The sequence below is a fragment of the Ruegeria sp. TM1040 genome, from assembly GCF_000014065.1.
Taxonomy (GTDB): Bacteria; Pseudomonadota; Alphaproteobacteria; order Rhodobacterales; family Rhodobacteraceae; genus Epibacterium.
This window is the reverse complement of the sequence record NC_008044.1, coordinates 1,547,228-1,567,241: the sequence shown is the minus strand read 5'-3', so window position 1 is coordinate 1,567,241 and position 20,014 is coordinate 1,547,228. Positions and strand designations below refer to the sequence as shown.

The following is a 20,014-nucleotide window of genomic DNA, read 5'->3' as shown; positions in this document are numbered from 1 at the left end:
CTTCCGCCATTTGGAGCAGACGTCGCCCGTTTTGCGGAACGCGTGCCTGCCGGTTCAGGGACCGGCAGCTCTGTGCCTCACGCATCTGCGCGGGCCGGGTGCCGGGATCAGGTATCGGTTTGGGGGAGGTCTTCTGCCACCTGCATCATCAGCTCCATCATCTTGTCCCGGATGGCTGCGCGTTCGACCATGCCTTCGAGGTCGGTGGCGAGCTTGGCGAGGACATCGTCGTCGCCCGGTTCATCCAGGTCGGCGATAATGACGGTCTGGGCATAGGCTTCTGCCGCTTCGTCCCTGTGCCCCAACAGATCCGCGGCCCAAAGGCCCAGCAGCTTGTTGCGGCGCGCGGTTGCGCGGAACTTCAGTTCAGCGTCATGCGCAAACTTGTTTTCGAATGCCTTCTCGCGGTCATCAAATGTTGTCATCTCACGTCCTCCCATAAGAAGTGGGCCAGTGGGGCGTCAGAATATCCGCTCTTGGCCCTCTTGGCCCTGAGCGCAGGATAGCACATCAGGACGGAGAGGTGTTTTCACATCTGAGTTTCGCATCGATGAGAGGGTGCGGCGTGCCATTCTCTGCACTGTGACCGCGTCCCCGGGTCCCACCACGGGAGGCCGGACATCCGCAGATATCCGTATGAAGTTGCCCCCAAGCTAGCAGGGGTTCTTGAACAAACCGTCAACGAAATAGGTGCAAAACCCTGCAACTTCGCGTTTCTTGGGCGAAATTTTTCTCTTTTTGCGCCTTTCGATTAGGAAGAGCAGGATTTGTGGCGATGCTGGGCCGAGATCGCCCTGCGCTGTGCTTGCGGGATGAGGCCCCTTGCACTATGAGAGCGCTACGGATCGGGGCAGATTCCCGGTGGTCCATACCGAAAGGCTCTCCATGGCGCGGCGCAAGAAGATTTACGAAGGCAAGGCAAAAACTCTGTATGAAGGGCCCGAACCGGGCACGATCGTCCAGTACTTCAAGGACGATGCCACAGCCTTCAATGCCGAAAAGCACGACGTGATCGAGGGCAAGGGTGTCCTGAACAACATCCTGAGCGAATTCTTCATGCTGGGTCTGGGGCAGATCGGGGTGCCAACACACTTCCTGAAACGGCTGAACATGCGCGAACAACTCGTGCGCTCTTGCGAGATCGTCCCGCTGGAGATCATCGTTCGCAACTATGCCGCCGGGTCGCTGTGCAAGCGTCTCGGGATGGACGAAGGCACTCAGTTGCCGCGTCCGATCGTGGAATATTGCTACAAGGACGACGCGCTGGGGGACCCGCTGGTCACCGAAGAGCATATCGCCGCCTTTGGCTGGGCGAGCCAGCAGGACATGGATGATATCTTGTCGCTGGCGCTGCGGGTGAATGACTTCCTCTCTGGCGTGATGCTCGCCGTGGGGATCCGCCTCGTGGACTTCAAGATCGAGATCGGCCGGATCTACGACGGCGATTTCCAGCGTCTTGTGGTGGCCGATGAGATCAGCCCCGACAGCTGCCGTCTGTGGGACATCAAGACCGGGCAAAAGCTCGACAAGGATGTGTTCCGCCGCGACCTTGGCAGCCTCACGGATGCCTATACCGAGGTGGCCCGCCGTCTGGGCGTCATGCCCAACAACCCACCCGCGCCGGGCAAGCCCCAGCTGGTGAACTAAGAGATTTCGCCCGCAAGCGCCGCTCCGTCGGTCTTGCGGGTTTTTCAATAGCGCAACAGGGCAGGGCGCTCATGCTCCCGCCCGCAGGAACTTGAGGAAAGACGCGATGAAAGCACGGGTGCATGTGATGCTGAAGAACGGGGTTCTCGATCCGCAAGGAGAGGCCGTGCGTCACGCGCTTGGCGCGCTTGGCTTTGACAAGGTCGAAGGCGTGCGTCAGGGCAAGGTGATTGACCTGGAGCTGGCCGAGGGTGCCACTGAGGCCGACGTGACCGAGATGTGCGAAAAGCTGCTCGCCAATACTGTCATCGAATCCTACAGCGTCGAGATCCAGTGATGAAGGCTGCTGTCGTCGTTTTCCCCGGATCCAACTGCGACCGTGACCTTGCCGTAGCTTTTGAGCAGGCCGGTTTCGATGTCTCGATGGTGTGGCACAAGGACAGCGAACTGCCCGAGGGGGTGGACATCGTTGGCGTGCCCGGTGGGTTTTCTTATGGGGACTATCTGCGCTGCGGTGCGATCGCGGCGCAGTCACCGATCTGCAAGGCCGTGGTCGCGCATGCCGAGCGCGGCGGATATGCGCTTGGGGTCTGCAACGGGTTTCAGATCCTGACCGAGACCGGCGTTCTGCCCGGCGCACTGCTGCGCAATGCGGGGCTCAAATATATCTGCAAGACCGTCGACCTGGCGGTTGCGACCTCCGACAGTGCCTTCACCCAAGGTTACAACGCAGGCGATGTGATCGGCGTGCCGATCGCGCATCACGATGGCAACTACTATGCGGATGACGCCACGGTTCAGATGCTGAAGGATCAGGACCGCGTCGCGTTCACCTATGTGGACAATCCCAACGGTTCGGTCGCAGACATTGCGGGGATCCTGTCGGAAAACCGTCGAGTCCTGGGCATGATGCCTCACCCCGAACGCGCCGCCGACGAAGGCCATGGCGGCACCGACGGTGTGGCGATGTTCCGCGCATTGTCCGGACTTCTCACGGACGCCTGACTTGAGCCTCAGAGGCGGTAAACCTAGTGTTGCGTCATGACTGCCTCTGAGGAGACTCCCGGCGCAAAGCCGCCTGCGCCTTCTGAACGTCGTGCTGAGCGCCCGACGTTGAGGTCGCGCACGATCTCCTGGCGCGTGCGCCTGGCACTTGTGGCCTTCATGGCCATCGCAGGGGCGACCGTCTGGTTCACCAACTCCACGTTGACCCACAGTTTTACCGAGACCACACGCAATCGGGCGGAACTGCGGCTTGCGCTTTATTCAGGCAACCTCGTCAGCGAATTGCGCCGCCACGCGATTGTGCCGCAGCTTCTGTCGCGCGACCAGGCGCTGATCTCGGCGCTGCAGAGCCAGGATTTTTCGCTTTCGACCCAGCGCCTCATTTCCTTTGTTGATGAAATCGGTGCGGCCTCCATAACCTTGATGGACCGAGATGGGCGCACGGTTGCGGCCACGGATCGTGTTCGACTCGGTGAAATCTATCGCAATGCGCCCTTCTTTGTTGAGGCAATCCGGTCGAACGCCACCGTGTTTTCGGTGATCCCGCGCGAGGTGCGGGGGTATCAATTCACGTATTCGCGCCGTCTCGTCGACAGCAGCGGCACGCTTGGCGTCATTATGGTCGAGGTCGATCTGCAAAAGTTCGAACGCGCCTGGGCGGGCATTTCCGACGCCGTGATGGTGGCCGACAGCACCGGCACCGTTGTGCTCGCCACAGAGGCGCGCTGGCGGGGGCTCTCGGAAGGGGAGGCCCTGAAGGAGCAAACACCGGAGGGTGCGATCCAGCGTGCCATCCGCGCGACTGCGGATTGGGCTGCCCTGCCCACCGATGTCTACCTGCAAGGTGAGGCGGTGATGCGGCTCGAGACTCGGGTGCCGTTCCAGGGGTGGCGGATGATGTCCTACACCACCTATGATTCGATCCGCGAACAGGTCAACGCGGTGATTGCGCTCGAAATCATGGGGTTTGCGATCCTGCTTGCGTTGGCGTTTTACGCGTTGAGCCGCAAGACGGCGCTGCGGATGGCGCTGTTTCAGCGCGAGTCGGCGGAGCTTCGCGTGTTGAATGCGCGCCTGCAGCGGGAAATTGCCGAGCGTGAACGGGTGCAAAAGACCCTCGCTGTGGCTGAACAAAGCCTTGCGCAGAGCTCCAAACTGGCCGCGCTCGGAGAGATGTCTGCCGCCGTGAGCCATGAGCTCAACCAGCCGCTGGCGGCGATGAAAACCTACCTCGCGGGTGCGCGCCTGCTCCTGCAACGTAACCGCCCCGACGAGGCGCTGTCGTCTTTTGGGCGCATCGACGACCTCATTGAACGCATGGGGGCGATCACGCGGCAGCTGAAATCCTATGCGCGCAAGGGTGGAGACGCGTTCAGCCCAGTAAACATGGGCGATGCGCTCGCCTCTTCGCTGTCGATGATGGAGCCGCAACTGCGCCAGCGCCACGTCCAGATCACCCGTATCCTGCCGGATGAGCCGGTCTTTGTGATGGCGGATCGGATGCGACTGGAGCAGGTTATGGTGAACCTCTTGCGCAATGCGCTGGATGCCACCAAATCTGTTGAGGAACCCGAGGTTGAGATCATCCTGGCCGCCGGTGAAACTGCGACCCTCACGGTCCGCGACAATGGCGACGGCATTCAGGATTTCGACAGCCTGTTCGAGCCGTTTTACACCACCAAGCAACCGGGTGACGGTGTCGGACTTGGGCTTGCTATCTCCTCGGGGATCGTGAACGACCTAGGCGGTCGCCTCACGGCCCGCAATTCCGATGCGGGCGGCGCGGTGTTTGAAATGCAACTGCCGATCCTGATGGACGGCATCGAGGCCGCCGAATAGGCGGCACGACCTGGAGGGCAACTTATGGCACAGGCCATGAAAATTGCGATTGTGGATGACGAACAGGACATGCGTCAGTCGATCAGCCAATGGCTGGCACTGTCTGGCTATGACACCGAAACATTCGCCAGCGCCGAGGATGCGCTCAAGGCGCTGGGGCCGGATTATCCGGGCATTGTGATTTCCGACATCAAAATGCCGGGCATGGACGGGATGCAGTTCCTCAAGAAACTCATGGGATCGGACAGTTCGCTGCCGGTGATCATGATCACCGGTCACGGCGATGTGCCGATGGCAGTCGAGGCCATGCGCGTCGGAGCGTTTGATTTTCTCGAAAAACCCTTCAACCCTGACCGCATGTCGGAGCTGGCCAAGCGCGCCACTGGCGCACGACGGTTGACGCTCGATACACGTGCGCTGCGCCGCGAGCTTTCCGATGGCGGTCAAATCATGAAGAAGCTGATCGGAACCAGCCCCGTTATGGACCGCCTGCGCGAGGACATTCTCGACCTCGGCCAGGCGGATGGCCATGTTCTGATCGACGGGGAAACCGGCACCGGCAAAACGCTCGTTGCGCATGCGCTTCATGCCGTGGGCAGCCGCGCGGGCAAGAAATTCGTGCTGGTGTCCTGTGCCGCTCTTGAGGAAGAAGCACTCGCCAAACGTCTGTTTGGTCCCATGCAGCCCGAAGACAGCATGCTGCCCGCCGTCGAAGAGGCCCGTGGCGGCACCCTTGTGTTGGAGGATGTCGAGGCGCTGAGCGAAGCCCTGCAGGCGAAGCTCTTGAGCTTTATCAACGAGCAGGGCATTCCGGGCGAGACCCGCATCATTGCGATCTCCAACCTGCAGGAGGCGGGGAAAACCTCCGAGGATGTACTGCGCGCCGATCTCTTTTATCGCTTGGCCGCGCTGCGCATCACGGTGCCCCCGTTGCGCCAGCGGGGCGAGGACATCCTGACGCTGTTCACTCGCCTGTCGGAACAATTTTCCGAGGAATACGGCTGCGAGGCGCCGCAGGTGACGGCGCAGGAGGCTGCGCAGCTCTTGCAGGCGCCGTGGCCCGGTAACGTTCGTCAGCTGATCAACGTGGCAGAGCGCGCAGTGCTGCAATCGCGCCGCGGCTCAGGCACCATTGCCTCTCTCTTGATGAGCGACCACGAAGATATGCAGCCGGTGATGACCACCGAAGGCAAGCCTCTGAAAGAATACGTCGAAGCCTTTGAACGTATGTTGATCGACAACACCATGCGTCGTCACAAGGGGTCTATCGCTTCGGTGATGGAAGAGCTCTGCCTGCCGCGTCGAACGCTGAATGAGAAAATGGCGAAATACGGCCTGCAGCGCTCCGACTATCTCGGCTGATGCCCGCGGGGTATCTCTTTGATATGGATGGGCTGCTCCTTGATACGGAGCGGCTCACGCTGGACGCCTTTCTCGATTGCGCGCCGGAGTTCGATCTGGATCCCGGCGAGATGCGCGCGTTCTTCATGACCCTCATTGGCAGCGCCCGGACGCAGGGCGAGGCCATGGTGCGCGACTTCATCGGGCCGGATCGCGATTTCGACGCACTTGATCTGGCCTGGCAGCACCACAGCCAGAGGCGGCTTGCGGCGGGCATCCCCGTCAAGCCGACGGTCGCAGAGACGATCTCAGCCCTTCATGCATCTGGGGCGGTCATGGCTGTTGTGACTTCGACATTTGGTGACAAGGCCCGCCATCACCTTGACCGAGCCGGGTTGTTGAGGTGTTTTCGGACCGTAATCGGCGGTGATGAGGTCCCTGCAAACAAACCGGATCCTGCACCTTATGTTCAGGCGGCAGAGCAGCTTGGCGTACCGCCCCAGAACTGCGCGGCTTTTGAGGACAGCGACACAGGGATCACGGCGGCGGCGCGGGCAGGCTGTTTTGCAGTGCAAATCCCGGATCTGCGCCCAAGCGCGCGGGCGTTTCCGGATGTTGGACAGCGTTTCGCGACGACCCTCACAGAGGCCGTCACCACCGCTCAGGCCCACTTTCACCATGAGCGCCGTCGGCAGGGCCGCAGTCTCTGACGTAAACCGGGATAGTTTTGCATCAAAACGCCGCTCCACGCCCCGGTCTTAACCTTGCCTTTGAAATTTGCAGGCAAGGATGAAAATACCTCTCTCGGCGGTGCCTGCGCAGAATGACCATTGTCATTACCTATCCACAGGCCTTATGCTGAAAGACGGAGCGCCGCAAAACAGGTGTTCACCCATGAGATTTTCTGTCGTCATGTCCGTCCGGCCCACGCCGGGGCATGGCTGACAGTCCAGAACGTCTCGCAGACTGCGAGGCTGAAGAGTGCCTGCTTTGACGCGGCCGAGACTCGGTCAGATCAAAGAGGAAATAACGGGCAGGGTTCGGGATATCCCCACCTGTCGGAGAAGAACCGCGATGACGCGCGCGAGACGATTGAGCACTGACGCAGGATTTCCGCCTTTAAGCCGGAATTCCCTTTCGTGCATCTCCTGGTCCGTGACGCAGTCAAATATCGCCCTGACAAGACACCACCCACAACATGTTCGTCCACCCGGACCCGGCGCGGGCACGGGGGCTTCGGCCTCCTGTCGTATGCGCCCCGACCGGAGGCAACCTGTACTGGCATGGTGCAATCCAAGGACTAATGGCGAAGAAAATGCTGATCGACGCCACCCACGCAGAGGAAACTCGCGTTGTGGTGGTGGATGGAAACAAAGTTGAGGAATTCGACTTTGAATCTGAAAACAAACGCCAGCTGGCTGGCAATATCTATCTTGCAAAAGTAACCCGCGTCGAGCCTTCGCTGCAGGCCGCTTTTGTGGACTATGGCGGCAACCGCCATGGCTTCCTCGCGTTTTCGGAAATTCACCCGGACTATTACCAGATCCCCGTCGCGGACCGCGAGGCCCTGATGGAAGAAGAGCGCGCCTATGCCGAGGCAATGCGCGCCCGCGATGAAGAAGACGACGAACCCAAGCCCAAGCGCCGCAGCCGCTCGCGCAGCAAGACCCGCGCTGAAAAAGCCAAGACCGCTGACGCCGTTGAAACAAAAGAAGTCGCCACCCCCGAGGGTGAGATTTCCGGAATGGAGACAATTGACCTCAGCGATGACAGCACGGTGCTGGCAGAGGTGCCGGAGGCGACCTCGCCGATGGAAACCGTAGCAGAGACCCCGGTCGAGGAACCGGTGGGCGATGATGCAGCGGCAGAGATGCCTGAGGCGGACACAACTGACGGCGAAGCGCCAGCGGGCGACGACAGCGTCGTAGCAGAACCCGCGACAGATGGCGAAGCCGAAACCGTGGCCGAAGACTCCGCCGCTATTGAAGAGGCGGATGCGGACGACGACACCGATGAAGGTGGCACAGAGGATGCGCCCGAGGCGAAAACCGGTGGGGCTGATGCAGCCGACAAGGATGACAGCATCGAGTCGGTTGCCGACGACGATGATCAGGAAGACATTCGTCCGCCGCGCAAACCGCGCCCCAAACGGTACAAGATCCAAGAGGTCATCAAGGTCCGTCAGGTGCTGTTGGTGCAGGTTGTCAAGGAAGAGCGTGGCAACAAGGGCGCTGCGCTGACCACTTACCTGTCTCTTGCAGGTCGCTATTGCGTTCTGATGCCCAACACCGCCCGTGGCGGCGGCATCTCGCGCAAGATCACCAATGCCGCAGACCGCAAGAAACTCAAGGACATCGCGACCGAACTTGATGTGCCGACCGGGGCGGGACTCATCGTGCGCACCGCCGGGGCCAAACGCACCAAGGCGGAGATCAAGCGCGACTATGAATACCTTCAGCGCATGTGGGAGCAGATCCGCGAACTGACGCTGAAATCCATCGCGCCCGCAAAGATCTATGAAGAGGGCGACCTCATCAAACGCTCGATCCGCGACCTGTATAATCGCGAGATCGACGAGGTTCTGGTTGAAGGCGAACGCGGCTACCGCATCGCCAAGGACTTCATGAAGATGATCATGCCGTCCCACGCCAAGAACGTGAAAAACTACCAGGATCAGCTGCCGCTCTTTGCGCGTTATCAGGTGGAAAGCTATCTCGGCGGGATGTTCAATCCGACCGTTCAGCTGAAGTCGGGCGGCTATATCGTGATCGGCGTGACCGAGGCACTGGTGGCAATCGACGTGAACTCCGGCCGGGCAACTAAGGAAGCATCGATCGAGGAAACCGCGGTCAAGACCAACCTGGAGGCGGCCGAAGAAGTGGCGCGCCAGCTGCGTCTGCGCGATCTCGCGGGTCTCATTGTGATCGACTTCATCGACATGGACGAGCGCAAGAACAATGCCGCCGTCGAGAAGAAGCTCAAAGACAAGCTCAAGACCGATCGTGCCCGTATTCAGGTGGGCCGGATCTCCGGCTTTGGCCTCTTGGAAATGTCGCGCCAGCGTCTGCGTCCGGGCATGATCGAGGCAACAACAGCGCCTTGTCCGCATTGTCACGGCACCGGACTTATCCGGTCGGACGACAGCATGGCGCTGTCCATCCTGCGTCAGATCGAAGAGGAAGGCACCCGCCGCCGGTCGCGCGAAGTGCTGGTAAAATGTCCCGTGGACATCGCGAACTACCTGATGAACCAGAAGCGCGAGCATATCGCTCAGATCGAAGCGCGCTATGGCCTGTCGGTCCGGATCGAAGGCGATGTGACCCTCGTCAGCCCGGATTTCTCGCTTGAGAAGTTCAAGACGGCATCGCGCGCGATCCCTGCAGTCACGACCCCTGTGGTGTCGGTGGATGCATCGATCATGGATCAGGTCGATGCCATTGAAGAGGTTGCTGAAACCCCGGAGGAAGCGCCTGCGCCCCAAGCCCCTGAAGCCGATGAAACCGAAGGCGAGGCAAAGCCCAAGCGCAAGCGTCGTCGCCGGCGTCGCAAGAAGTCTGGCAATGGCGAGAACGGTCAGGACGCTGACGCGCAGGCAAGTGAGGCAAATGCCTCCGATGCCTCCGATGCGGCGACAGACTCTCAGGATGCTGAGTCAGATTCCAAAACCGAAACCGCGCCGGATGCCGCTGGCGAAGGCGACGGAGAGGCGGAGCCCAAGAAGAAGCGCACTCGGACGCGCACCCGCAGCCGCTCTCGCAAGAAGGTGGAAACCGAGGTAGCTGCAGAGGCAGAGGCTCAGGACGCCGCTCCGGAAGCGACGCCTTCGGAAGCCTCTGAGGCAGAAGAGGCAGCCCCAGCCGAACCGGCAGCACCTGCTCCGGTTGAGGATGCGGCTGTTGATGAGGCGCCTGTTGTCGCTGCAGAGACCACTGCATCCGAAGAGGCAACTGCGGAGGAAGCACCCTCCGAGGCACCGCAGAACACTGCAGACTCGCAAGAGGCGCCGAAGGCCGAGACTGTTGTTGCCGAGACGACACCTGCTCCGGTCGCAGCAGAAGAGGCCGCATCTGAAGAAGTTGCTCCTGAAGAGACCCCGGAGCCGGTTCAGGAGGAGACCCACGCAGAGGTTGAACCCGAAGAGGCGAAGCCGGAACCGGCGCTTGCGGTTGCGGAACCTGAACCCGAGGAACCGGCCAAGCCCAAACGGCGCGGCTGGTGGTCCGTGGGTCGTTAAGGACCTCAGAGACTTGAAAAAGGCGGCTCCTTCGCAGGGGCCGCCTTTTTCATTTCATGTCGTATGCGTGTGCGATCTGCCAGCGCCCACGTACAGTTGTCCGGGCATTTGGCGCGCAGGTCTCAGGCTGCGCCCTTGCGGATGAGGTACACCTGGTGGGAATCTTGCTCTTCCATTCCCAGAAACTCATGCCCGGCTTCGGCACAGAAATGCGGCACATCAATGATTGCGGCCGGATCATCAGCGAGGATGCGCAGAACACCCCCTTCGCGAAGCGGTTGAAGACGTTTTCTCGCCTTGAGTACGGGCAGAGGGCAGAGGAGGCCGATGGCATCCAGAGTGGCGTCAATATCAGTCATGCTTTCCGAGATAAGGCGCGTGTTACAGCCTGTCCACAAGGATGTGACACAGCGTGCAGGTGACGCCGTTGTGCGCAGCGACTATGTACGGGTCATGTTTGGAATCGAGATCATAGACGCGAGCCTTCTGCCCGCCATGTTTGTTGCCCTTGTCGGGGGCATTATCAGCTTTCTGAGCCCCTGCGTGCTGCCGATCGTTCCGCCCTATCTGGCGTATATGAGCGGCGTGACGATTGGCGAGATCCAAGGCACGGCCGCTGCTCGGCGCAAGGCCATCCTGGCGGCGGTATTCTTTGTGATGGGGCTGTCGACGGTTTTCCTGCTCCTGGGGTTCACGGCCTCCGCGTTTGGCGCATTTGTTCTTCAAAATCAGGAGCTTTTTGCCAAAGCTTCAGGTGTCGTCGTGATCATTTTTGGTCTGCATTTCCTGTCGGTTTTTCGGATTCCGATCCTGGATCGCGAAGCGCGGATGGAAACCGGCGAGACCGGCGGCTCGGCACTTGGGGCCTATGTGCTTGGTCTGGCCTTTGCCTTTGGCTGGACGCCTTGCATCGGTCCGCAGCTTGGCGCGATCCTGTCGCTTGCCGCCTCCGAGGCGTCCGTGAGCCGTGGTACGCTCCTGTTGGGGGTTTATGCACTGGGGTTGGGCGTGCCGTTCCTTCTGGCAGCGATCTTCCTCAACAGATCCATGGTGCTGATGAACCGTATCAAACGCCACATGAGCCTCATTGAGAAACTGATGGGCGGGTTGCTTCTGGTGGTGGGCTTCATGCTGGTCACAGGGCTTTTCACCAGCTTCTCTTTCTGGCTTCTCGAAACCTTCCCGGCACTCGCAACTCTGGGCTAAGGACCAATCCCACCGCCACCCCGCCGCCCACGCGGGGTGCACGCACCATCTTACACTGCGCAGCAAGCTGAGTTAGGCTTGGGCGCATAAAGATCGGGGCGACAAGATCACGCATGAGCAGCACATCCAGCGCAGGTCCGGTGCAGAGACGCCGGGTGTTTTACATACCGGGGTATGACCCGTTCCACCCGCGCCGTTACCGCGAGCTATATCGCAGCGAAGGGGCGGAGCAGGCCGAGATTTCGGGCTACGATCTGACACTGCGCCCGAAATCCTCGCCGGGACCATTCGGTTGGCATGTGAGCGCCTCTATCGAGGGGGCCGATGTCGAGACCGACATCGAGGTTCTGGTCTGGTCCGACATCGTCAAGCACAGCATGCGCAGCACAGTCGCGGCGACCTATTGGCAGCTTTTGCGAACTGTTTGGATCTATGTGGCCACGGGGACATTGTGGCGTCTGATGCGCCTGCGAAAAGGACCGGTGATTGCCGCACTTTACCCGGTGGCCATTCTCTTGGTGCAGGCCTTCCTTGCGCTCCTGGCAGGCTATGCGTTCGCCCGATTAACCGGGGTGATTGGCGCGTGGTTCTCCCTGCCTGATCTGGTTGCGATCTTCCTGCAAGGGTCGGTTGGGGCTGGGGCGGCTGTGATGTTGCTGAGGCTGTTCAAGGCGCATGACAACAAGCTCTTTGTATATTACCTCATGCATGATTATGCTTATTCTGCAGGGCTTTGTGGCGCGATCCCTGCCGAGCTCGAGGCGCGGATGAAGGCGTTTACAGCCACTGTTCGCGATGCGCTCACTGAAAACACCGTGGATGAGGTTCTGGTGGTCGGGCATTCCTCCGGCGCCCACATCGGGGTTTCTGTGCTGGCTGATCTCTTGCAGGAGGACCTGCCAGAACAGCGTCCCGTGCTCAGTCTCCTGACATTGGGGCAAGTGGTGCCAATGGTGTCGTTCCTGCCGCGCGCCACGCGTCTGCGACGTGATCTGCGCGAGATTTCTGAGCAGCAGAGCATCGCATGGTATGACGTGACCGCACCCGGCGACGGCTGCGCGTTTGCGCTCTGTGATCCGGTGGCGGTCAGCGGCGTTGCACCACCTGAGCAGCGCTGGCCCATCGTCTTTTCTGCGGCGTTTACCAAGACCCTCAGCCCCGCCCGCTGGCAGGCGCTGAAGCGGCGGTACTTCCGCCTTCATTTTCAGTATCTTTGCGCGTTTGATCAGCCCAAGCACTATGACTATTTTCGGATCACGGCTGGCCCATTGACGCTCGGCGCGCGGCTGAAGGCGCGCGGTCATTCTCGCTCTCGTCTGGCAAAGCCGTTGAGCCGCTACCGGGATATGGACAAGCGATGACCCTGCGCCCGCCAAAACCCCCGGTACGGCCTGACAGAGTCTCGCTCTGGCGCTACCTGAAGCTGTTTCGGGCCGATATTCTGTCGGCGCAGCCGCAGCGGCTCTATCGGGCGTGGATGGCAGAGTTTCGCACGCCCTTCTTTCGGTCCTTCCTGGTCAATCAACCTGCGCTTCTGGATGTGATCCTGAAAGAGCGCCCGGATGATTTCCCGAAATCCAACCGCGTGGGCGAGGGGCTGCGGCCACTCCTTGGAAACTCCGTCTTTCTGACCAATGGCGAGACCTGGAAACGGCAGCGGCGCATCATTGATCCCGCCTTTGAGGGCGGTCGACTGAAGGAGAGCTTTCCAGCGATGCGCGCCGCAGCCGAGGCAGGGGTTGCGCGTTTGCGTCCACACGCGGATGGGTCAGAACTCGAGATCGAGGCTGAAGCCTCGCATATCGCGGCGGATGTGATCTTTCGCACGCTGTTTTCCATTCCCATCGAACATGAGGTCGCCGCAGAGGTCTTTTCCCGGTTCCGCGCCTATCAGCAGGCGCAGCCGATCCTCAATCTGGCGGCCTTTGTACCGGTGCCCCGCTGGATGCCCCGGTTCTACCCCAAGGGAACCCGACAGAACGCGCGCCATATTCGCAGGCTGATTGCTGATCTGACCAAGGCTCGGATGGCAGAGATTGCCGCGGGCACAGCACCAGACGATCTGGCGACCAAGATTATGACCACGCTGGACCCGGAAACCGGCAAAGGGTTTGGAGCCGAGGAAATGGTCGATCAGGTGGCGATCTTCTTTCTGGCCGGGCATGAGACCAGTGCCTCGGCGCTGGGGTGGGCGCTCTATCTGTTGGCGCTTTATCCCGAATGGCAGGAGAAGCTGGCCGCCGAAGTAGCAGAGCATGGTGCAGAGGAATTTGCGGATCTGTCAAAGCTGCGCCTGACGCGCGATGTGTTTCGCGAGACGCTGCGGCTGTATCCACCGGTGCCGATGATGGTACGCGAGGCAGTTCAGACAGAGAGGTTCCGGGACCGCGAGGTGCTCAGGGGATCTCAGATGGTGCTCAGCCCTTGGCATCTGCATCGCCACGAACGTCTCTGGGAGCGGCCGGATGAGTTCGATCCTGGCCGATGGCAGAGCGAGAACGGAAAAGCCTGTGCCCGGAACGCATATATGCCGTTCTCGGCGGGCTCCCGGGTCTGTACGGGGGCCGGGTTTGCCATGGTCGAGGGGGTCTTAATCCTCGCGCAAATTCTGCGCCACTATCGCATCACGCCTGTCGAAGGTCGGAGCCCCGAGCCCGTTGCGCATCTGACGGTACGCTCTCGCACGGGCATCTGGCTGCGTTTTTCGCATCGCTAGCTACGCGCTCAGGTCACGGTTTCTGCCTTGAGGGCGCTCAGGACATAGAGACGAATGGCAGAGGCAAGCCCGCAGTCCGTACCGCGCTGCTCGTCAATCTCGGCGGCGAGCTCATTGATCGCCCGACCTTCGCGCGCAGCGAGGCGACGAAATTCGCTCCAGAAAGCATCCTCCAGCGAGACCGAGGTCCGGTGACCGCGCAGGGTGAGGGAGCGTTTCTTGGGCCGTTCGCCAATCATGATCTCATGCCTTCAGTAGACGTGCTTCTTGAGCATTTATAGAGGGATAACATGTAGGGCCATAGGCATTGAGATCCGCCTCCAGAGCCGGGAATATCTCAAAAAGCTCGCGCCGGACCGCATCTTCGGCAGCCGCAAGCGCCCAGGCACCGGGATGGTAGCTTTCGGAATAGAGCCCATCGGCCTCGATCACCTCATGGCGATCAAACATCAGATGCACATAGGTGACCGGCATGCCACTTTGATCCTGTCGCACACTGGTGCCGTTCACCAGCCCCTTGGCCGGTGCGAGGATGGCATTGCTGGCAAAGAGGAGCCCGCTCATGTGGGATTCAATGAGAATCCGGTGCTGTGGAGACACTTTGAGGCGGCGTTTGGGGCAGCCCGGCGCCAGTGCGTCTGGCTCAAAGATGATTGGCGCCAGATGCGGTTGACGGTCGAGATCTGCGCGTGACAGGCGGCGGTGATATTTCCACCGCAGGGTCTGATAACCATTGTCCCGTGTCAGCACGCGATCGCCCACGGCAAGATCCCGGATGCGGCGCGGACCTTCCGGGGTGGTGACCTGCGCGTTGGGCGTAAAACACACGATCACGGCCCCCTGAATGTCATCATAGGATCCGGCATCGGTCGCGTCCTCGCCGAGGTATTGACGATACCAATATTGATAGGAGCCCGTCAGCTCGTCATCGTTGATGACATTGTGGGTCCGGTAGCTGTAATTCACATCCCGTAAAAGCGGCGCAGTTGGAAGATAGCCAATAAGTGTGCCGCCGCTTTCCAGCGCATAAACGGTAATTTCGCTGCCATCATCGCCGGTCAGCACATATTGATTTTCTGCATAGACTTGGTCGTTTTGCACAAAATCTCCGCCGATACGCGCCAATGTGCTGCCATCGCTTTCAAAAACCGTTGCCCGCTGGTTGCTGTCGATACCGCGCTCATTTCGGGTGAAATCCCCATCCAGCGTGGAATCGTCATCTGTGAGAGACACAACGCGCCGATCAGAAAGCGGGTCAAAACCAGAGTTTACGCGGATCGTACCGCCGGAAAACGTCAGCGCATCCGGCGTGTAGACAAAAAAGTCATGGGTGGGCATGCCTGTGATGCCTCCGTCGAAAATTGAATCTGCTCGTTGCGCCATTTTAAAGAAGCGCGTTTGACGCATCAGTATGCGCGCGAAATGTAAAAAGGTAAAGAAATTGCTAACGCAAATATGGGGCCGCGCGCAGAGCAGGGCGCTTTGAAAATGGCGCCTGTGCTGTGATCGCCCTAATCGTCAATCTTGTGGCCGTCCAGATGATCTCTGCCACGTTGATCAACGGTTTTGTCGCGTTGTTTTTCAGATTTGCTGCGGCCGAATTTCACAGCATTTTGGTCAGCGCGGGCCTTTTTCTCGGCCCGCACTTTTTCTTTTCTGAACCGGTTCAGGTTTACCGGTTTTCCCATCACTTCGCCTTGGGGCCGATCATCTGCTCGGGGCGGACAACCTTGTCAAAGGTCTCTTCGTCCACAAAGCCGAGTTTGATCGCCTCTTCCTTGAGGGTGGTGCCGTTTTTATGCGCGGTCTTGGCGACCGTGGTGGCGTTGTCGTAGCCGATGGTCGGTGCCAGCGCGGTCACCAGCATCAGGCTTTCTTTCATCAGCTTGTCGATGCGCGGCTCGTTGGCCTGAATGCCGCTCAGCATCCGCTCGGTAAAGCTGTCGGCCGCGTCGCCGAGGAGCTGGATGGACTGCAAGAGGTTATAGGACATCATCGGGTTGTAGACGTTCAGTTCAAAGTGACCCTGAGAGCCCGCAAATTTGATCGCGGCGTCATTGCCCATGACATGTGCTGCCACCTGAGTGAGCGCCTCGGCCTGGGTCGGGTTCACTTTGCCCGGCATGATCGAAGAGCCGGGTTCGTTCTCTGGCAGGATCAGCTCGCCCAGACCGGAGCGCGGGCCAGAGCCGAGGAACCGAATGTCGTTGGCGATCTTGTAGCAGCTGCCAGCGATGGTCGCGAGCGCGCCAGAGAGGAAAACCATCGCGTCATGCGCTGCGAGGGCTTCGAACTTGTTGGGCGCGGTCACAAACGGCAAACCGGTGATTTCTGCCATGTTTGCAGCGACTTCCTCGCCCCAGCCTTCTACGGTATTGAGACCGGTGCCAACTGCGGTGCCGCCCTGTGCCAGCTCGTAGATGCCGGGCATTGCAGCCTCAACCCGGGCCAGACCCTGACGGATCTGATGCGCGTAGCCGCCGAATTCCTGACCCAGTGTGAGCGGCGTTGCATCCTGCGTGTGGGTGCGGCCGATCTTGATGATGTCTTTGAATTCCTCGGCCTTGGCTTCCAGCCCCTCGGCCAGTTTCGTGAGGCCCGGCACCAACACGTCGCGCACGGACATTGCGGTGGCGATATGCATGGCAGTCGGGAACGTGTCGTTGGAGGACTGCCCCATGTTGCAGTGATCGTTCGGGTGGACTGGATCTTTGGAGCCAATGACGCCGCCGAGGATCTCGATCGCGCGGTTGGCGATCACCTCGTTGGAGTTCATGTTGGACTGGGTGCCGGACCCGGTCTGCCAGACCACGAGCGGGAAGTTGTCGTCGAACTTGCCCTCAACCACTTCGCCTGCGGCCTGGATCACCGCATCTGCGATCTTGGCGTCCAGCTTGCCCGAAGCTTTGTTGGCCATGGCGCAGGCCTTCTTGATCACGCCAAGCGCGCGCACGATGGCGACAGGCTGTTTTTCCCAGCCAATGGGAAAGTTCATGATCGAACGCTGAGTCTGCGCCCCCCAGTATTTGTCGGAAGGGACCTCAAGCGGGCCAAAGCTGTCGGTTTCGGTGCGGGTGTTCGACATCGTGTCTGTCTCCGTCGCTGGTTCGGCCACTTGGAACATTCAAGTGGTATACTGATGTATGCCGTTTACCCCTGCTGGCGGCGCGACGCAATTGTTCTGAGACGCGGACGCCTGACGTGGGGTTTCTGGGCTCGGTATACTGTCCCAGACCAGCAAGTGCCATTGCCAGTTTGGGGAAGATGCATAGATTAGTCTAAAGAAGAGTCGTCAGACCACCGCACCAACAGGAGTTAAAGTTCAAACCATGCGCAGCATCGCCCTTAGTCCGCCTCGCAGCCTGCCAGAGACCTCTCGCTTGGCGCTCTGGGCGTTTATGGCGCTCTCGGTGCTGATGCTGAGCGTGCAAAGCGCTCTTGGCTCTGAGCTGCTCGATAAATTCGTCGGCTCCTATTCTGGCAGCGCCGAAGTGGAACAGATCGACGGCACGGTGGAAAAACGCGACATGAGCGTTGTCATCCGTGAGACCTCTAAAGGGTTCGAGGTGAAATGGAGCACCGCGATCCGTCGCGCAGATGGTGATTCCAAGACTAAGAGCTATAAAATCGAGTTCCTGCCGTCCGAGCGCGACGGCGTTTTTGCTGCTGCAATGCAGACAAATGTATTTGGGCATACGGTGCAGATGAACCCGATGAAGGGCGAGCCCTACGTCTGGGCGCGTGTGATTGGCGATACGCTCACGATTTTCTCGCTTTATGTTGCCGAGAACGGCGACTACCTGATGCAGCAATATGATCGTAGCCTTGCCGAGGGCGGGCTTAACCTTGAGTTCTCGCTGCATCGCAACGGCAAACCGTCGCGCAAGGTATCCACGTTCCTGACCCGAGACTGATCCGTAACATCGCCCTAGGACCGAAAGACGACGGTGTCACTGCGATAGGGATGCTCCGAAATAGAAACGGCGCCGCCGAAGAGATCGGGGCGCCATTTTGCATCTGGACAACACGCGAGTGCGGGGAAGACCCCGCGCCGTGAGATTATTTGCGGAAGCTGTCCAGCGACACAACATCGGCGTCTTTCTTGGCTGCCGGTGCGTCGTCCTCTTCGACGTCCTGCATGTCGCTTGCCACTTCGATCGGCGGCATATCCTCGTCATCGTCTTCATTTGCGCTCTCAAACCGGAGGCCGAATTCCACTGATGGATCGACGAAGGTCTTGATGGCGTCATAAGGGATATACAGCGGCTCTGGCGCGTCACCGAAATTCAGGGTGACCGAAAAGCCTTCATCGGTGACATTGAGATTGTCGAACCAGTGCTGCATCACCACGGTCATCTCGCCGGGATACCGGTCTGACAGCCAATCGGCCAGTTCCGCATCCGGGTGCGAGGTGTCGAACGTAATAAAGAAATGATGAGCCCCTGGCAGGCCATGCTCAGCAACATCGTCAAGGACATTACGGATTAAGCCACGCATGGCACGATGCATCAGGTTACCATAGTCGATCTGACGGGACATCGCCTCACCTTTTATAATTGGGGGTGCGGCCCTGGTACCTTCGGTCGATACCGCACCTTAGCTCTTTCAGTTTTGGACCTATTTTGAGGGCATTGCAAGCCAAGCCCGCGCGCTTTAGCCGACCGTGAAGCCTGCAACAACAAGTCCAAAGCACGCCATGGTTGCAAGGAGCCAAAGGATCCGCCCGCGCAAGAGAGCAGCCACGACTGGCGCCAGAGCGGTCAGGATCAGCGCAGTCTGGTCGAGGCTGCCAAACTCGGGCAGAGGTACCGAGATCGGCCCAAGATCTCGATGGGTGTTGGTCTGAAACAGCAGATGCAGCAAAAACCAAACAGAGAGATTGAGCATCATCCCCGCTACGCTTGCCGTGATTGCCGCCAGAGCACTGCGCAGGCGCGGGTGGGCCGTCAGTCGTTCGACATAGGGAGCGGTAGCAAAAATCCAGAGAAAACAGGGCACAAAGGTCGCCCAAAGCGCAACTGCTCCGGCGGCAATCGCGAGTTTTGTGCCGCCCATTTCGGAACCGGCAAGCATGGCCACAAACTGCGTCACAAGCACAAGCGGCCCGGGCGTGGTCTCCGCAAGACCCAATGCGTCGATCATCTGTCCCGTGGTGATCCAGCCATGATCGCTGACGACAGTCTGGGTCATATACGCCAGTACAGCATATGCGCCGCCAAAGGTCACAACCGCCAGTTTTGCAAAAAACCATCCAATTGTGGCGAGAAACTCCGCCCCGATCAGACTGAGGCCGAGAAGGGGCAGAAGCCAGAGCGCCGTCCAAAACAGGATGGTGCGCCCATGATGCGCCGGGACATGATGCGCCGAAGGCAGGGGATCGGTGGATGGCGCGCGTTGAAGGAGACCAATTCCCCCGGCGAGAAGCACCACCAAAGGAAAGGGGAGGTCAAAGACAAAGAGCGCCACAAATCCACCAAGTGCAAGCGCCCAGGCACCGGCGGTCTTGAGCGCTTTTTGCGAGATCCGCCAGAGGGCCTGAATGACGATCACCACCACCGCAGCCTTGATGCCGAGAAATGCGGATTTCACCGCGGGGAGGGTGCCGAAGCTTACGTAGAGAAAGACCAGCGCTGCAATCACCAGCGCGCCGGGGATGATGAACAGGCTGCCCGCCAAGAGACCTCCGCCAACGCCACGCATGCGCCAGCCCGTGTAGGTCGCCAGCTGCATCGCTTCGGGCCCCGGCAGCAGCATGCAAAACGACAGCCCTCTTAAAAACGCTTCTTCCTCAAGCCAATCGCGGCGATCCACGAGTTCACGGTGCATCAGCGCAATCTGCGCGGCGGGTCCGCCAAAACTCAGAAGGCCGATCATTCCAAAACAGTGAAACAGCGCCCACCACGAGGGGGGCGGGGTCTGCGAGGCGAGGGGAGTGGTCATCAGGGCGGCCCGGTTGATTACACCTGCGCCCCTTCTATCAAAGCCTGACAGGATAGCCAGAGCCTTGCCCACCCGCCGAGCAGGCG

At 60.0% G+C, this 20,014-nt stretch carries 19 protein-coding genes; 11 read left to right on the top strand and 8 right to left on the bottom strand.

Features of this window, described 5'->3' with window-relative positions; translation table 11 throughout:
- Positions 1–107 precede the first annotated feature (107 nt).
- Positions 108–425, bottom strand: a complete 318-nt coding sequence (locus tag TM1040_RS11700) for a DUF1476 domain-containing protein (protein WP_011538801.1) — start codon at positions 423–425, stop codon at positions 108–110.
- Between the two features lie 460 nt (positions 426–885).
- Here TM1040_RS11700 and purC point away from each other — a divergent pair, with 460 nt between their 5' ends.
- From purC to TM1040_RS11665, 7 genes are all read left to right on the top strand, one after another.
- On the top strand, positions 886–1,647 hold the full coding sequence (purC, locus tag TM1040_RS11695) for a phosphoribosylaminoimidazolesuccinocarboxamide synthase (RefSeq protein WP_011538800.1): 762 nt from the start codon (positions 886–888) through the stop codon (positions 1,645–1,647).
- A 106-nt stretch (positions 1,648–1,753) separates the two neighbouring features.
- Positions 1,754–1,984: a phosphoribosylformylglycinamidine synthase subunit PurS gene (gene purS, locus TM1040_RS11690; protein WP_005607046.1), complete on the top strand. Its 231-nt coding sequence runs from the start codon at positions 1,754–1,756 to the stop codon at positions 1,982–1,984.
- Positions 1,984–2,652 carry a phosphoribosylformylglycinamidine synthase subunit PurQ gene (purQ, locus tag TM1040_RS11685; RefSeq protein WP_011538799.1) on the top strand — a complete coding sequence of 223 codons (669 nt, stop codon included), beginning with the start codon at positions 1,984–1,986 and terminating at the stop codon, positions 2,650–2,652. Before purS ends, purQ begins: the two co-directional genes overlap by 1 nt.
- 36 nt (positions 2,653–2,688) lie before the next feature.
- Positions 2,689–4,491 (top strand): sensor histidine kinase, encoded by a 1,803-nt coding sequence (locus tag TM1040_RS11680; RefSeq protein WP_011538798.1) that lies wholly within the window; start codon positions 2,689–2,691, stop codon positions 4,489–4,491.
- 24 nt (positions 4,492–4,515) lie between these two features.
- Entirely contained in the window at positions 4,516–5,853 is a 1,338-nt protein-coding gene (locus tag TM1040_RS11675; protein WP_011538797.1) for a sigma-54-dependent transcriptional regulator, read from the top strand.
- A 23-nt stretch (positions 5,854–5,876) separates the two neighbouring features.
- Positions 5,877–6,542, top strand: a complete 666-nt coding sequence (locus TM1040_RS11670) for an HAD family hydrolase (protein WP_254658879.1) — start codon at positions 5,877–5,879, stop codon at positions 6,540–6,542.
- Between the two features lie 593 nt (positions 6,543–7,135).
- On the top strand, positions 7,136–10,066 hold the full coding sequence (locus TM1040_RS11665) for a ribonuclease E/G (protein ID WP_011538795.1): 2,931 nt from the start codon (positions 7,136–7,138) through the stop codon (positions 10,064–10,066).
- Positions 10,067–10,188: 122 nt separating this feature from the next.
- Here TM1040_RS11665 and TM1040_RS11660 read toward each other — a convergent pair whose 3' ends face one another.
- Positions 10,189–10,425: a sulfurtransferase TusA family protein gene (locus tag TM1040_RS11660; RefSeq protein WP_011538794.1), complete on the bottom strand. Its 237-nt coding sequence runs from the start codon at positions 10,423–10,425 to the stop codon at positions 10,189–10,191.
- A 94-nt stretch (positions 10,426–10,519) separates the two neighbouring features.
- Here TM1040_RS11660 and TM1040_RS11655 point away from each other — a divergent pair, with 94 nt between their 5' ends.
- From TM1040_RS11655 to TM1040_RS11645, 3 genes are all read left to right on the top strand, one after another.
- A complete protein-coding gene (locus TM1040_RS11655) occupies positions 10,520–11,272 on the top strand; it encodes a cytochrome c biogenesis CcdA family protein (RefSeq protein WP_011538793.1) in 753 nt (250 codons plus the stop codon).
- A gap of 113 nt (positions 11,273–11,385) precedes the next feature.
- Positions 11,386–12,633: a hypothetical protein gene (locus TM1040_RS11650; RefSeq protein ID WP_011538792.1), complete on the top strand. Its 1,248-nt coding sequence runs from the start codon at positions 11,386–11,388 to the stop codon at positions 12,631–12,633.
- Positions 12,630–13,988, top strand: coding sequence for a cytochrome P450 (locus TM1040_RS11645; RefSeq protein ID WP_011538791.1), 1,359 nt, complete (start codon positions 12,630–12,632; stop codon positions 13,986–13,988). Before TM1040_RS11650 ends, TM1040_RS11645 begins: the two co-directional genes overlap by 4 nt.
- Before the next feature lie 8 nt (positions 13,989–13,996).
- On the opposite strand, the gene TM1040_RS11640 is transcribed toward TM1040_RS11645, so the two are convergent.
- The 4 genes from TM1040_RS11640 to fumC form a co-directional block, all read right to left on the bottom strand.
- Positions 13,997–14,227, bottom strand: a complete 231-nt coding sequence (locus TM1040_RS11640) for a ribbon-helix-helix domain-containing protein (protein WP_011538790.1) — start codon at positions 14,225–14,227, stop codon at positions 13,997–13,999.
- 4 nt (positions 14,228–14,231) lie between these two features.
- Positions 14,232–15,326 carry a Hint domain-containing protein gene (locus TM1040_RS11635; protein WP_044026753.1) on the bottom strand — a complete coding sequence of 365 codons (1,095 nt, stop codon included), beginning with the start codon at positions 15,324–15,326 and terminating at the stop codon, positions 14,232–14,234.
- A gap of 173 nt (positions 15,327–15,499) precedes the next feature.
- Entirely contained in the window at positions 15,500–15,676 is a 177-nt protein-coding gene (locus tag TM1040_RS11630) for a DUF4169 family protein (protein WP_044026752.1), read from the bottom strand.
- On the bottom strand, positions 15,676–17,073 hold the full coding sequence (gene fumC / locus TM1040_RS11625; protein ID WP_011538788.1) for a class II fumarate hydratase: 1,398 nt from the start codon (positions 17,071–17,073) through the stop codon (positions 15,676–15,678). Before fumC ends, TM1040_RS11630 begins: the two co-directional genes overlap by 1 nt.
- Before the next feature lie 244 nt (positions 17,074–17,317).
- On the opposite strand from fumC, the gene TM1040_RS11620 reads away from it, so the two are divergent.
- Positions 17,318–17,902, top strand: coding sequence for a hypothetical protein (locus TM1040_RS11620; RefSeq protein ID WP_011538787.1), 585 nt, complete (start codon positions 17,318–17,320; stop codon positions 17,900–17,902).
- Between the two features lie 145 nt (positions 17,903–18,047).
- On the opposite strand, the gene TM1040_RS11615 is transcribed toward TM1040_RS11620, so the two are convergent.
- Both TM1040_RS11615 and chrA read right to left on the bottom strand, forming a co-directional pair.
- The gene (locus TM1040_RS11615; protein WP_011538786.1) at positions 18,048–18,527 is read right to left on the bottom strand and encodes an SspB family protein; all 480 of its coding nucleotides are present in this window, start codon (positions 18,525–18,527) and stop codon (positions 18,048–18,050) included.
- A gap of 114 nt (positions 18,528–18,641) precedes the next feature.
- Entirely contained in the window at positions 18,642–19,928 is a 1,287-nt protein-coding gene (gene chrA, locus TM1040_RS11610) for a chromate efflux transporter (RefSeq protein ID WP_011538785.1), read from the bottom strand.
- Positions 19,929–20,014: the final 86 nt, after the last annotated feature.

Excerpts from the sequence above, each read along its gene's own strand:
- TM1040_RS11680 (WP_011538798.1), top strand. The coding sequence starts at position 2,689 with ATGACTGCCTCTGAGGAGACTCCCGGCGCAAAGCCGCCTGCGCCTTCT.
- TM1040_RS11655 (WP_011538793.1), top strand. The coding sequence starts at position 10,520 with ATGTTTGGAATCGAGATCATAGACGCGAGCCTTCTGCCCGCCATGTTT.
- TM1040_RS11630 (WP_044026752.1), bottom strand. The coding sequence starts at position 15,676 with ATGGGAAAACCGGTAAACCTGAACCGGTTCAGAAAAGAAAAAGTGCGG.
- purS (WP_005607046.1), top strand. The coding sequence starts at position 1,754 with ATGAAAGCACGGGTGCATGTGATGCTGAAGAACGGGGTTCTCGATCCG.
- fumC (WP_011538788.1), bottom strand. The coding sequence starts at position 17,073 with ATGTCGAACACCCGCACCGAAACCGACAGCTTTGGCCCGCTTGAGGTC.
- purC (WP_011538800.1), top strand. The coding sequence starts at position 886 with ATGGCGCGGCGCAAGAAGATTTACGAAGGCAAGGCAAAAACTCTGTAT.
- TM1040_RS11670 (WP_254658879.1), top strand. The coding sequence starts at position 5,877 with ATGGATGGGCTGCTCCTTGATACGGAGCGGCTCACGCTGGACGCCTTT.
- TM1040_RS11660 (WP_011538794.1), bottom strand. The coding sequence starts at position 10,425 with ATGACTGATATTGACGCCACTCTGGATGCCATCGGCCTCCTCTGCCCT.
- TM1040_RS11615 (WP_011538786.1), bottom strand. The coding sequence starts at position 18,527 with ATGTCCCGTCAGATCGACTATGGTAACCTGATGCATCGTGCCATGCGT.
- TM1040_RS11650 (WP_011538792.1), top strand. The coding sequence starts at position 11,386 with ATGAGCAGCACATCCAGCGCAGGTCCGGTGCAGAGACGCCGGGTGTTT.
- TM1040_RS11645 (WP_011538791.1), top strand. The coding sequence starts at position 12,630 with ATGACCCTGCGCCCGCCAAAACCCCCGGTACGGCCTGACAGAGTCTCG.
- TM1040_RS11675 (WP_011538797.1), top strand. The coding sequence starts at position 4,516 with ATGGCACAGGCCATGAAAATTGCGATTGTGGATGACGAACAGGACATG.
- chrA (WP_011538785.1), bottom strand. The coding sequence starts at position 19,928 with ATGACCACTCCCCTCGCCTCGCAGACCCCGCCCCCCTCGTGGTGGGCG.
- TM1040_RS11665 (WP_011538795.1), top strand. The coding sequence starts at position 7,136 with ATGGCGAAGAAAATGCTGATCGACGCCACCCACGCAGAGGAAACTCGC.
- TM1040_RS11700 (WP_011538801.1), bottom strand. The coding sequence starts at position 425 with ATGACAACATTTGATGACCGCGAGAAGGCATTCGAAAACAAGTTTGCG.
- purQ (WP_011538799.1), top strand. The coding sequence starts at position 1,984 with ATGAAGGCTGCTGTCGTCGTTTTCCCCGGATCCAACTGCGACCGTGAC.
- TM1040_RS11620 (WP_011538787.1), top strand. The coding sequence starts at position 17,318 with ATGCGCAGCATCGCCCTTAGTCCGCCTCGCAGCCTGCCAGAGACCTCT.
- TM1040_RS11635 (WP_044026753.1), bottom strand. The coding sequence starts at position 15,326 with ATGCCCACCCATGACTTTTTTGTCTACACGCCGGATGCGCTGACGTTT.
- TM1040_RS11640 (WP_011538790.1), bottom strand. The coding sequence starts at position 14,227 with ATGATTGGCGAACGGCCCAAGAAACGCTCCCTCACCCTGCGCGGTCAC.